This is a genomic window from Mycoplasma sp. AC1221 (assembly GCF_054353815.1).
On sequence record NZ_JBTHHH010000005.1, the window covers coordinates 42,501 to 55,379 of the forward strand.

Annotated in this window: 16 protein-coding genes and 1 tRNA gene; 12 read left to right on the top strand and 5 right to left on the bottom strand. The window is 29.6% G+C overall.

Annotation, left to right across the window (positions count from 1 at the left end; translation table 4 throughout):
• Positions 1–99: 99 nt before the first annotated feature.
• Positions 100–957 (top strand): DegV family protein, encoded by an 858-nt coding sequence (locus ACXYRK_RS01370; RefSeq protein WP_458597265.1) that lies wholly within the window; start codon positions 100–102, stop codon positions 955–957.
• Positions 950–1,174 carry a hypothetical protein gene (locus ACXYRK_RS01375; protein ID WP_435130285.1) on the top strand — a complete coding sequence of 75 codons (225 nt, stop codon included), beginning with the start codon at positions 950–952 and terminating at the stop codon, positions 1,172–1,174. The genes ACXYRK_RS01370 and ACXYRK_RS01375 overlap by 8 nt, the downstream gene beginning before the upstream one ends.
• Before the next feature lie 6 nt (positions 1,175–1,180).
• On the opposite strand, the gene ACXYRK_RS01380 is transcribed toward ACXYRK_RS01375, so the two are convergent.
• A complete protein-coding gene (locus ACXYRK_RS01380) occupies positions 1,181–1,330 on the bottom strand; it encodes a hypothetical protein (protein ID WP_458597266.1) in 150 nt (49 codons plus the stop codon).
• A gap of 266 nt (positions 1,331–1,596) precedes the next feature.
• Here ACXYRK_RS01380 and ACXYRK_RS01385 point away from each other — a divergent pair.
• A tRNA-Arg gene (locus ACXYRK_RS01385) sits at positions 1,597–1,673 on the top strand.
• A gap of 207 nt (positions 1,674–1,880) precedes the next feature.
• On the opposite strand, the gene ACXYRK_RS01390 is transcribed toward ACXYRK_RS01385, so the two are convergent.
• From ACXYRK_RS01390 to ACXYRK_RS01400, 3 genes are all read right to left on the bottom strand, one after another.
• The gene (locus tag ACXYRK_RS01390; protein ID WP_458617711.1) at positions 1,881–2,816 is read right to left on the bottom strand and encodes an IS256 family transposase; all 936 of its coding nucleotides are present in this window, start codon (positions 2,814–2,816) and stop codon (positions 1,881–1,883) included.
• A 20-nt stretch (positions 2,817–2,836) separates the two neighbouring features.
• A complete protein-coding gene (locus ACXYRK_RS01395; RefSeq protein WP_458617713.1) occupies positions 2,837–3,031 on the bottom strand; it encodes a hypothetical protein in 195 nt (64 codons plus the stop codon).
• A gap of 206 nt (positions 3,032–3,237) precedes the next feature.
• Positions 3,238–4,611, bottom strand: a complete 1,374-nt coding sequence (locus tag ACXYRK_RS01400; RefSeq protein ID WP_458617715.1) for a M17 family metallopeptidase — start codon at positions 4,609–4,611, stop codon at positions 3,238–3,240.
• 468 nt (positions 4,612–5,079) lie between these two features.
• On the opposite strand from ACXYRK_RS01400, the gene ACXYRK_RS01405 reads away from it, so the two are divergent.
• From ACXYRK_RS01405 to ACXYRK_RS01445, 9 genes are all read left to right on the top strand, one after another.
• A complete protein-coding gene (locus tag ACXYRK_RS01405) occupies positions 5,080–6,135 on the top strand; it encodes a phospho-furanose lactonase (RefSeq protein WP_458607588.1) in 1,056 nt (351 codons plus the stop codon).
• Positions 6,136–6,153: 18 nt separating this feature from the next.
• Positions 6,154–7,944: a PTS ascorbate transporter subunit IIC gene (locus ACXYRK_RS01410; RefSeq protein ID WP_458597269.1), complete on the top strand. Its 1,791-nt coding sequence runs from the start codon at positions 6,154–6,156 to the stop codon at positions 7,942–7,944.
• A 100-nt stretch (positions 7,945–8,044) separates the two neighbouring features.
• Positions 8,045–8,332 carry a PTS sugar transporter subunit IIB gene (locus tag ACXYRK_RS01415; protein ID WP_458597270.1) on the top strand — a complete coding sequence of 96 codons (288 nt, stop codon included), beginning with the start codon at positions 8,045–8,047 and terminating at the stop codon, positions 8,330–8,332.
• A gap of 2 nt (positions 8,333–8,334) precedes the next feature.
• Positions 8,335–8,805, top strand: coding sequence for a PTS sugar transporter subunit IIA (locus ACXYRK_RS01420; protein WP_458597271.1), 471 nt, complete (start codon positions 8,335–8,337; stop codon positions 8,803–8,805).
• An 8-nt stretch (positions 8,806–8,813) separates the two neighbouring features.
• A complete protein-coding gene (locus tag ACXYRK_RS01425; RefSeq protein WP_458614190.1) occupies positions 8,814–9,470 on the top strand; it encodes a 3-keto-L-gulonate-6-phosphate decarboxylase UlaD in 657 nt (218 codons plus the stop codon).
• Entirely contained in the window at positions 9,445–10,320 is an 876-nt protein-coding gene (locus tag ACXYRK_RS01430) for an L-ribulose-5-phosphate 3-epimerase (RefSeq protein WP_458597273.1), read from the top strand. The genes ACXYRK_RS01425 and ACXYRK_RS01430 overlap by 26 nt, the downstream gene beginning before the upstream one ends.
• Entirely contained in the window at positions 10,310–11,029 is a 720-nt protein-coding gene (locus ACXYRK_RS01435) for an L-ribulose-5-phosphate 4-epimerase (protein ID WP_458597274.1), read from the top strand. Before ACXYRK_RS01430 ends, ACXYRK_RS01435 begins: the two co-directional genes overlap by 11 nt.
• On the top strand, positions 11,010–11,870 hold the full coding sequence (locus ACXYRK_RS01440; RefSeq protein ID WP_458597275.1) for an HAD family hydrolase: 861 nt from the start codon (positions 11,010–11,012) through the stop codon (positions 11,868–11,870). Before ACXYRK_RS01435 ends, ACXYRK_RS01440 begins: the two co-directional genes overlap by 20 nt.
• A 2-nt stretch (positions 11,871–11,872) precedes the next feature.
• Positions 11,873–12,343: an MPN499 family protein gene (locus ACXYRK_RS01445; protein ID WP_458614189.1), complete on the top strand. Its 471-nt coding sequence runs from the start codon at positions 11,873–11,875 to the stop codon at positions 12,341–12,343.
• A 149-nt stretch (positions 12,344–12,492) separates the two neighbouring features.
• Here the strand turns inward: ACXYRK_RS01445 and ACXYRK_RS01450 are convergent.
• Positions 12,493–12,879, bottom strand: a 387-nt coding sequence (locus tag ACXYRK_RS01450) for a hypothetical protein (protein WP_458617717.1), incomplete at its 5' end; no start/stop codon positions are given.

The following is a 12,879-nucleotide window of genomic DNA, read 5'->3' on the forward strand; positions in this document are numbered from 1 at the left end:
GATATTATATATTTTTATCATAAATTTATTCATATTTCATTTGCTCAAAATTTTTAAATTTGTTTTTATATCTTTATATTTTTTAAATATAATTATCATATGAAAAGATTGGGAATAATAGTAGATTCTTTTTCTGGTTTATCAGTTGCACAAGCAGATGAACTAGGTTATAAATTTTTACCTTTACAAGTAGAAATCGATGGAGAAAGTTTTGAAGATGGATATGTATCAAATCTAGAAATACTAAAAAAGATATCGGTTACATCTAAAATTAAAACTTCATTACCAAAAATAGACAAGATGACTCGAATCATTCAAGATGCAGCAAAAAACTATGATGATGTGATTTATTTAGGTATCTCACAGCATTTGTCTAACACTTTTATGCAAGCTCGTAGTATTTCAATGGAACTGTCAAATGTGCATATAATGGAAAATCACTTGTTTGGTAATCAAATTGTTCGAACAGTTGCACATCTTAAAAAAATGTATGAAAACGGTGCGAGCATTAACCAACTTTTTGAAACATTAAATAATATTAATGAAACATCAAGAACATTTATTGTTCCTTATCGTTTAGAATATTTAATTAATGGTGGTAGGTTGTCTGGTATTAAAAAATTTCTTTTATCTAAATTAAAAGTATACCCTGTATTAAGCTATAACGAAGAAGGTAAAGTTAAATCAGTGGCAACAAAATGAAACTTTAAAAATGCTACTGCTAAGGCATTTGATTTAGTTAATGAGTTTATAGATAGTTTAAAAAACATAGATAAAAATGCTAAATATTATGTAGATTTAATTTCAGGTGTTAATGATGAAGTTAATCAAGCAATTACATCTGATCAATTTATTAAGGCAAGCACACAAATAACAACTCCATTACCTATTGCAGCACATACTGGTCCAGAAGCATTTGCAGTATCTGTGATGGTAGAATTAGAAAAAAATGAGTAAAAAACAAACAAATATAAATACAGACACCAAAGATAAAATAGATCTTCAATATACTACATTAGTAAATTCAATTATTAAAGAAAATACATTACCTAAAGAAGCAATAAAAAAATATCGTAGAAATACTTGAATATATGTAATTTCAATTATTTCAATTTTGCTTTTAATCGTAATTGTAGGAATAATTATTTGACAAATTATAGTGCATGTAAAATAGCAGAAATTATGCTATTTTTATTATAGATAATTTTGGTTTATTAGTAGTATTTAGATATAAATCTTTTAGATATTCATAAAACTCAATTGTATTATCGTTTGAGATATTTTGGTTAATACTTACATTTTCATTTTCATCAAGATATTTTATATTCATTCATAATTGAAGCTAATTATATTGTGTATCAACAATAAGTTATCATAAATATTAGAAGTATGCTTTGATATATTAATTTTCAATTATAATTATGTTTATACACATAATTATTTTGTATTAAAAATGATATTCAATATAATAAGAATTATTGAAAAGAGAAGAAAAATAATAATTATGAAAATAGCTGAAAAAACATGAACAAAAAATTATAAAATATAATCAAATAATTTAAATTACAATCAAATTATGATAAAATAAATACTAGTGGTCGCGTAGCTCAGATGGACAGAGCACGAGCCTTCTAAGCTTGTGGTCAGAGGTTCGAATCCTCTCGTGATCGCCATTTTTTTATACGACATTATAAAAATTCTTGTGTATTTTAATAAAAATCTAAGTTATATCCTATAAAAAAGGTAAGTTGTATATATAATAGCATCTTATCAGAAAATTTAAAAATTTTTTTTGAAAAACCCGCAAAATAAAGTGAACAAAAGTAATCTTTTGTTCTTTTGCTTTATACTTTGCAGGTTTTTCAATGCCAAATTGAAGTTTAACCAATATTTCTAAATCCGTTTGTTGTTCTAAGACTTCTGTCAATATTTCAGTTATCAAAAATATGTGCTAAAAGCAATGATAAACTTTCCGTATTAGGAAATGAAACCTTTCTTTTTAAAATCAATTTCATATTCGAGTTTAAGGATTCAATTGGATTTGTTGTATAAATAGATTTACGCTTTTCAGGTGGAAAATCAAAAAATGTTAATAAATTTTGCATTTGCAAAAGATATGAGACTTCTTTTTTGTAACCTTTTATGGTTCATTTTGATACAAAGTTTTCTAGTTCTTTTTGTGCTTCAGTTTTATTACTTCGTTTGGCAATTAACATAAAATCATTAGAAATTTCTTTACGATCTGAAACCCTTACTTTAGACACAATATTTCTTTGAATGTGTACAAGACATCTTTGAGTCTTAGATTTTGGAAAAATTTCATTTACAACATTTTCTAAACCAGGTAAGCCGTCAAAGACAAAAATTTCAACTTCTTCTACACCTTGTTCCTTAATTTTTAGTAATAATTCTCTAAAAATTCCTTTGTTTTCATTTGGACAAATTTCAAAGTTTAGCACTTGCTTATAGCCATTTTCGTCAATTCCCATAACGATATTTATAGCTTCTTTTGCATAACTTCCTCGTTTGATGGAAAAATAAGAAGAATCAAGAAAAATTGCTTGAAATTTCTTTGGTAGCTTTCTATTTTGGAATTCATCTACCTTTTCCTTTGTAGTAGTAAAGATATTAGAAATTGTTTGTCTTGACATTTTTATGTCTGTAGAATTCTCAATGAAATCAGTGATTTCTTTATAAGAACCACCTAGTTTGCAAAAAGACATTATCATCTGAGTAAGATCATCGCTTCTCCGACTATATCTGGTAAATAATTTACTTTTAATTCTTCCTGCTCTATCTCTTGGAACATTTAGCAATGCTTTTCCAATCGGTGTATCTAGTGCTCTTGTATAATAACCATTCCGTGTATTTTTTTTTCATATTTAGAATTTTCAAATTCAAATTTTAAGTTCTCATCAAACTCTTCTTTTAAGATTGCATTCATTATATTAGTAATGATATCTCTTGAAAATTCTGCTACGAATTTAAACCCATTTTCTTTTATTTCATTAATCTTTTCTGAAATTAACAAATTTTTTGATATAATATCTGTTATGTGTTCTCCTTTGTTTTATTTCACTTACAATTTTAAAGGAGTTTCACTCTTTTTTTAATATTTTTTTAAAAAATCTTTTTTTGTGAAGATAACTCAGTTATGAATACACAACTTTTTTTAAGGTCCCTTTTATACTTTTTATATAGAGCAAAATAAAACCATCATAATTGATGGTTTTTTAATTACTCAGTTGCATTAAGCGCTAGTTGAACTAATGTTTTAACCATTGCACCAGTTGGTTTTCCACCTTGTTCTGCTGTCCCAGCAACATCTAAATGAATATATTCAATCCCTTCGGTAAATTCTTTTAAAAACATTGCTGCTGAACAACTTCCACCACCTGCACCAGATAAGTCAGTGTTTTTAAGGTCAGCTACAACTGAATTTTTAATTTCCTTAGCAAATGCTTCATCAAGAGGCATTCTTCATACTAGTTCATGTTGAGATTCTGCCGCATCCTTTAAATCATCTCATGCTTTATCAGTTGTTGCTCAAACTCCGGTATAGGTACTTCCGAGCGAAACAAGGATTGCTCCAGTTAAAGTTGCAACATCCACAAGTCTTGTTGCTTTCAGATTTCTAACTGCATATGTTAACCCATCTGCCATTACTAATCTTCCCTCGGCATCGGTATTATTAATTTCAACAGTTTTTCCATTCATACTGGTTCATACCGAATCAGGTAATGATGCATCACCATTTACTCGGTTATCTGTAATACACATTACAGCAGCAACATTGGTTTTAGGTTTTAATTGAGCGATTGCTTTCAATGCACTTGCTACAAATACAGAACCAGACATATCAAATTTCATTCCAAGCATTGAACGACTTGGCTTTAGTGAATATCCACCTGAATCAAAGGTAATTCCTTTTCCTACATAAACTGTTTTGGCTTTTGAATCTGGATTCCCGTTATATTCAATCACAACAACTCTAGGTTCATACATACTTCCACGATTAACAGAAAGAAGTAATCCCATTCCAAGTTCTTGGATTTGTGCTTTGTTTAATACTGTTACTTTTAAATTGTCATATTTAGTTAAATCTTCAACAACAGTTTTAGCTAAATATTCAGAGTTACAAATGTTAGGTGGTATAATTTGTAAGTTTCTTGCGTAATTAACTGCATCTGCTAAAACATTTGCGCTATAAAGTTTGTGTTCATATCTTTGTGGCTCTGTTGTTGATAAAAAACTTACTGCAAATTTTTCTGGTTTTTTAGAAGTTTTTGCATTGTAAATATCTGCATTTACATATTTATATGCATTTGTAAACGCATCTACAACACAAGGGATACAAACCTTTCCACGAACAAATGAATCGAGATCAATTTGTAAGTTGCGAACTTGTGATGCGAATAATCCCTTAGCGAATTTTGAGACTACATTATAGTCATATTTTTCTTCTGTTCCAAAATAAACTAATGCTTCATTGCTGTCAAAGTATTCAGTTACAACCGATTCTTTTTCAACTAAGGTTTTTGGATAACCGTCACCTTTAAAAACAGCTTTTAAAAGCATTGATGAATTTCTTGTATTTTCTACTTTTACCATTTATTTCCTTTCTGGTTTTGATTATATCAAAATATTTATTTTACACTTATAAATTGTATTTGTTTGTTGATATAGTTGTTTTTTTGTGTAAGTTTGTCTTCACTGTAAGGAAATAAAAAAAAGAAAAAATTAATAAATTATCTTTATTTATGAAATTAATTTCATAAATAAAGATAAAAACTTATATATTTTAGGAACATAATTTACAAATTTTATCTAACTTTTCTCCCTTATATACAGTTGAAAAAGAAATTTATTACTTTTACAGCACTACAAAATAAAAATTTATTTTTTTCATTTTGTAAATTTTTTAAATATGCTTTATCAAGAATTTAATAATTTATGGAAAAAATACGCAATTTTTTCCGTATTTAGATATTTTTAAACTAAAATAAATATATTTTACAAGAATAAATGAAAAAATGTTTTATGATAAAAATACATTTCATAATATTAAAAGGAGAATAAATGAAAAAATTCGCAAGAACAGTTTTAGGTGATATTGATCCTAAAGAATTAGGTGTTGTGGATTGCCATGATCATTTAATTAAAAATTATGGTCCTGAAGCACACGAACATCCAGACTTTGTTATGCTCTCAGTCGATGCAGCATTAAAAGAAATGGATGAATACATTGCAAAGGGTGGTAAAAGTATGGTTACTATGGACCCACCCAATGTAGGTAGAGATGTTCATAAGATGCTAGAAATAGCGAATGCTTTAAAAAACAAAGCTCATATTATTATGGCTACTGGTTTTCATAAAGCAGCATTTTATGATAAGGGAGCTTCATGATTAGCTTTAGCACCAATTGATGATATCGTTGAAATGGTTAAAGCAGAAATTGAAGTTGGTATGGATGAATACAACTACAGTGGACCAGTTGTAAAAAGATCTAATGCAAAGGCAGGAATTATTAAAGCAGGTACAGGATATGCTGCTATTGATAGACTTGAACTTAAATCATTAGAGGTTGCGGCTCGTTCAAGTATCGAGACCGGAGCTCCAATTTTAGTACATACACAATTAGGAACTATGGCATATGAAGCCGCACAACATTTAATTGATTTTGGAGCAAATCCAAGAAAAATTCAATTATCACATTTAAATAAAAATCCTGACAGACTTTACTATGAGAAAATTATTTCAGAACTTGGGGTAACTTTATGTTTTGATGGACCTGATAGAGTTAAATATTACACAGATTTAACATTAGCAGAAAACATCAAATATTTAGTTGACAAGGGGTATCAAAAACACATTACACTTGCATTAGATGCTGGTAGAGTGTTATATCAAAGACACTATGGTGCCGAAAGAGGTAAAGAAACTTTTGGTCTCGGATACTTATTCGATAGATTTATTCCGCTTCTTAAACAAGTTGGAGTTAGCGAAGAAGCAATTCAAGATATGTTAGTAAACAACCCAGCAGAAATCTTGGCTTTTGATGAACCAAGAAAATACGATGTTACTAAAGTAAATCCTAGAGTCTTAGAATTAAAAAAACTATTAAAAGTAAAATAACCTTATTTAAGGACAAATATGATTAAAAAAATTGACTCTAAGAAAAGGAAAGGATTAATCATTGGGTGATCAATATTTGCTTTAATCAATGTTTTCATTATTTTAGTATCAATGTTGGTTAAATCAGCACAACCAAATGATCCAAAGGTGTTACCATGAACACCAAAAGCTGCTGGTGATGCCTTCCTTTTCATGTTTAACAAAGTTTATATGGATAACTTCTTTAAGCAACCTGCATTGTTATTAGGTTCGCTTACATTTGTAGGTTATCTAACCATCGGAAGAGGTTTTCGTGAATCAGTAATCGGATTTTTAAAAACCGTTATTGGATTTATCTTATTACAAATTGGTTCAGGAACCTTAGTTTCCTTAGCTAAACCCGTATTTGAAGGAGTTAAAAATATAGGTCAAGGTGCAGGAATCGTACCATTAGATCCGTATTTTGCATTAGCAAGTTCAAATACATTCTTTGAAAAAGCTTTCTTAGGAAATAATTATGTTTCATTAATCTCATTTGCATTCATCCTTGGATTTGCTGTAAATATTGTTATGGTAGCATTAAAAAGATGAACAAACACAAATAGTTTAATGATAACAGGACATGTTATGATTCAACAATCAGCTGTTGTTACAACCATTTTATACATTATCTTATTCCAAGATATGCGTATCTTTACAGGTGCTTTATCGGCAGGTGAACAAGCAGGAATTATAATTATGTCAGGTATTTTCTTAGGAATTTACTGAGCAGTTGGTTCTGCATCAACTGTAAAAGGAACAAATGCTGTAACACAAAATGCAGGTTTTGCAGTTGGACACCAACAAATGCTTGCAATCGCTACAACATATAAATTAGGTAGATTTTTTGGTAAAAAAGAAGATTCAGCTGAAAACAAAAAACTTCCTTCATACCTTAAAATCTTTGAAGATAACATTTTCACACAAACAATTATTATCTTGCTATTATTCTTAGTATTATTTATTGTATTGTTATCTGTTAATCCGTTTAGTGTTATCGCTCCAGATCACATTAAATTTACCTCAAATTATGCAATATGAAACAATTCATTTGGTGGTGCTAACTTTGGATTAAATATCCTTGGTGGAGCATTGAAAATAGTTGCATCATTAGTTGCAATTATTACTGGTGTTAGAATGTTCATTACAGAACTACAACAATCATTCCATGGAATTAGCGAAAAAATAATTCCTGGTGCAGTTGTAGCTGTCGATGTAGCTGCAGTTTATGGATTTTCAATCAACTCTGTTACATTTGGATTTATTTCAGGGGTAATTGGGCAATTTATCGCAGTAGCAATTATTGGTGGCTTATCAGCAATTCCGAACCAAAAATTCTTTAATATTGCAATACCATTATTTATCACCTTATTCTTTAACTCGGGATCATTGGGTGTATATGCAAATGCATCAGGTGGATGAAGAGCCGCATTACTTCTTCCTGGAATCTTTGGTTTCTTGGAAATTGTAATTATTTCGATTGCGACAAGAGCAATTGATAATTCATACCAATCAATTATTACACAACACTCACAATTTGCTGATGGTATAGATAAAAGTGGTTTTGTTTCACCTGTTGCAAATGGTTATATTGGTATGGCAGACTGAAACTTATTCTTTGGTTTATTAATGTGAATTTCTTCATATAATTTCATCCTTGCCTGAATTTTAGTTATATTAGCAATAATTGGATTATTGGCATTAGGACAAATTGTAGATAATGGATCACAAACCAAAAAAACATTTTTACAAAAAATACTTAAGTTACAACCAAAATTAGTTAACAGCTAATTTACTAAGATTAGCCTTGTGCTAATCTTTTTTCAAAAAAACATCTTTTTATCTATGATATAGGTAAAAAACATATTATTATATTATTTAGGAGATACTTATGGAAACACTTAAAATTATCGCAGCATGTGGTAATGGAATGGGAACTAGCATGATAATTAAACTTAAAGTTCAAAAAATTATGAAAGAACTTGGAGTAAGCGCAACTGTTGATGCTTTATCAATGGGCCAATCAACAGGAATGACAAATTCTGTAGATATTATTATTTCATCAAAACATCTTTCAGAAATGTTTAATCACAACCAACGTGCAAAAATTGTTGGTGTTACAAATTTGATGGATGAAAACGAAATTAGAGAAGCTCTTAAAAAAGCACTAGGTTTATAATTATGGAAAAAATTAATTTATTAGAAATACTTAAAAAATATCAAACAGTTAATGTAGGTTTACATGCAAAAGACTGAAAAGAAGCAGTTTATTTATCAATTAAACCTTTAATTGATAAAAAGCTTGTTGAACCAAGATACTACGATGCTGTGATTGAAAGTACCTTAAAATATGGACCATATTATATTATTGCAAACCATCTTGCAATCCCTCATGCCCAAAGCGAAGCTGGAGTTTTACAAAATTCATTTTCATTAGTAACTTTAAAACAACCAGTTTACTTTGAAAATGACGAGCGTCCAGTTTCATTATTAGTTGCTTTAGCAGCAACATCAGCTGATGTTCATACATCAGAAGCATTACCACAAATTGTTAGAATTTTTGAACAAGATTCAAATATTGAAGCAATTATGAATGCAAAAAGTAATCAAGAAGTCATCGATATTATTAGCAAAATAGATGCACAAGCATAAAGGAAAATATGGCATTACCACTACTACAAATCGCATTAGATAACTTAACAATTAAAGAAGCAATCGAGTCAGCATCAAAAGCTGCAAAATACATAGATGTAATCGAAGTTGGAACTATTTTATTAGCTTCCGAAGGAAAAAAAGCTATTTCAGAAATCAAAAAAGCATTCCCAGATAAAATTATTGTCGCTGATGGAAAAATTGCTGATGCAGGAAGAGTATTTGCAAAAATGTTCTTCGAATTAGGCGCAGACTTTACAACTGCAATATGTGCTGCTGAAAATGCAACAATGGCTGATTTAGTTAAATATTCACAAACTTTCGATACTAAAAAAGAAATACAAGTTGAAATGACTACTAACTTCAGATGGGATCAAGTTGAGGCATGACAAGCATCAGGTGTTCCACAAATAGTCTGACACCGTGCCCGTGATGCTCAAGCCGCTGGAGTTAAATGAGGTCAAAAAGACATTGATACAGTCGCAAAACTTGCTAATATGGGGTTTAAAGTAACTGTTACAGGGGGTGTAACAGTTGAAGATATTAAACTCTTTAAAGGTATTCCAGTATACATTTTCATTGCTGGAAGATCGATTCGCGATGCTGAAGATCCACAGCAAGCAGCAAAGGAATTCAAAGATGAATTTAAAAAATACTGAAACTAAAACCCGTTTTTTAGGTATTTATGAAAAAGCAATCAATAATAAATTTGATTGAAGTCAAAAAATCGATATTGCCAAGGCAGCAGGATTTGATTTTATTGAATTCAGTGTCGATGAATCAGATTTTCGTCTTGAAAGATTAGATTGAAATAATACACAAATCAATGAATTAAGAAAACTTTTGATAGAAAAAGATTTTTACTTTAATTCAATGTGTTTGTCAGCACACCGTAAATTTCCTTTCGGATCACATGATTTAAAAATTCGTGAACATGCCTTGCTGATAATGGAAAAAGCATTAATTTTGGCTAAAAAACTTGGTATTCGAACTATTCAATTAGCTGCCTACGATGTTTATTATGAAGATTCGGATGAACAAACCAAGCAATGATTTATCGCAGGGATGAAAAAGGTTGCTAAACTTGCATCAAAATATTCTGTAACAGTTGCTTTTGAAACAATGGATACACCATTTGCAGGAACTATTTCAAAATGTTTAGCATTCTTAAAACAAATCGATGCACCTAATTTTTATATATATCCTGATTTAGGAAACTTAAATCAATTTACCAAAGATATAGAAAATGAAATCTTTTTGGGTGCAGATAAAATCGTTGGTTTTCATTTTAAAGACACCTTACCTAATAAATTCAAAGAAGTTCCATGAGGACAAGGAAGTGTTGATTTTGTACATTCATTAAAGCAGTTAACTAAAAACGACTTAAATGTTCCGATTTTAATTGAAATGTGATCAAAAAACCACCCAGATGAAACTGCTATAGAAAACATTGAATTGCTAAAACAAGCAAAAGCATTTTATCAAATGCAATGAAAGGAAGCAAATGGTGAATAAAGCCGAAATTCAAAAACTTAAACAAGAAGTTTATCAAGCTAATATGTTATTATATCAATATAAGCTCGCAATTCATACCTGAGGAAATGTTTCGGGAATAACAGAAGATCGCAAATATATGGTAATCAAGCCATCGGGTGTTTCATATGAAACTATGAGTGCCGATGATATGGTAGTGGTTGATATGGATAATAATGTAATAGATTCTAAACTTAATCCATCATCAGATACTCCTACTCATACTTTATTATATAAAGCAAATAAGAATATCAAAGGTATCGTTCACACCCATTCACCTTATGCTGTTGGTTTTGCACAAGCAGGTAAGGAAATTAAGTGTTTTGGAACTACTCATGCTGATAATTTTTATGGTTCCGTTCCTTGCACCCGAGAACTAACAGATGATGAAATAAATGGTGCATATGAGCATAATACAGGGTTAGTTATCATCGAACATTTCACTAAAAACAACATAAGTTTTGAATCTACTAGTGCGACCTTGGTTAAAGAGCATGGTCCATTTGTTTGATCGATTAAAAATCCAAAAGATGCAGTTAATTTAGCACTTACCTTGGAAGAAGTTGCTAAAATGGCATTACACACTTTAATTTTAGTTCCCGATAAAGGTCCTGCAAATCAGACTTTACAAAACAAGCATCACTTTCGCAAACATGGACCAAATGCATATTATGGACAAATTAAAAAATAGTGATTTTGAGTATTTGTTTTTTGATTTAGATGGAACCTTACTTGATTCACACAAAAATATTACACCACAATCATATCAAGGCATCCAGAGAATGCGAAGTCTTGGTAAAAAATACTCAGTTATCACAGGAAGACCACATTATTTAGCTAAAGAAGAGTTTTTTAATTTAGATTGCGATTATCCTGCAATTTGCTGCAATGGTTCACTTATTTACGATTTTCAAAATGATCAAATTGTTTATAAAAATCCTATAAATAAAGCATCTGCTAAGGCAGTTTTTGAAGCATTGATAGCATCAGGTGTAGTATTTTTGGTGTATACATGTAATCAAATTTATGGTTTTCATAAAAATGCAAGCAAACCAAGTTGATTTGCTTGATTAGAAGACACAATTGCTAAACGCAAAAAAGAAAATCAATTTGCATTCGACTATTATGATTTAAATCATCAAAATTCAAACTTTAACACAGATGAACATGATATTTTAAAGTTCTTAGTTATCAAGCGTGATAGTACAGCTGAAAATACTGATATTTCAGCGATGAAAATTTCAAAGATTGACAATGTATATATTATCAACTCGCAAGTACATGTTTATGATATTATGCCAATCAATAATTCTAAAGGAAAAAGTTTGCAGATTTTAGCAGATAAATATAACATCGATTTAAATAAAACATTGGTATTTGGTGATGAAGATAATGATGTTTCGATGTTTGAAGTTGCTAAATATTCAGTTGCAATGGGTCAAGCACGAGATGATGTTAAATCAAAAGCAACATTTATCACAAATTCACATGATGAACAAGGGATAGCAAACTTTTTAAATATGTTGGAATAAGAATGAAAGTTAAATATATAAAAATTAATCATATGGAAAACGGATACTGAGTTGTTCCTCCAATATGAAAAGTTTTGACACCAAAATCACGTAATTTTGTTATCAAACATGCTAAATCTTTAGAGGATATTATTAAATATAATCAATGAGAAAACACTAATATTATTTTTTCATTTAATTCTGATAAGGATTTTTATTTGTTTAATAAGCTAATGCGAATTCGTGGTTTTGACTTTCAATTACACCGCAATAAAGTTGAAAAGATGGATGAACAAGATTATATAGACTATCAAATCATTGAAAATCTTATCATTCGTTTTAACATAAAGACAATAAAAAATTTATATTATGGAAGAACTTTCTTTTTTACCAAGCAATACTTTGAAGACTTTTATCAAAAGAATGTTAAAGGTTTAAAAATATTATATGTTCAATGAACCAGATGAGGTTTTGAGGTTCTTTCAAATGTATAAGATATGCTTAGTGCAATTAATTTGTGCTAAGCATATTTTATTGATGCTTGCAGAATAAAGCAGTAGTTATAGCAGTCCAGGTTCTAGATTCAAGCTAGGTAACGAAAAGAACTAAGAAGCAAGATACAAAAAACACCCTCTCGGGTGTTTTAACCAATTTTCTTGTTCTTTAAATCTTCACGGAACTGTGCTTGTATATTGTATACCCTAAAGTTTCCTTGCTTGTTTTTTATATATTTTTCAAATTCTGGAGAGTCTATTTTTTTGATATGTTCGTAGATTTTACCCAATCTACCATTTTCGCTTCATCTAGATTCTTCTAGATCTCATAATTCATCAAAGATGCGTTCAATTTTATTATCTTTTGATATATGATAAGTATCCTTGAATGCTTGTTTTTTGTCTCTAATTTCTTTGCTTTTAATTGAATTAGCAAGACCTTCTGTTCCTTGCAGTTTAATTATCTCTGTATTAAGAAGTCTAAACATGGACACTTTTGTGGTACTAAAAATGTGTTTTGTTAAAAATTGAATTCT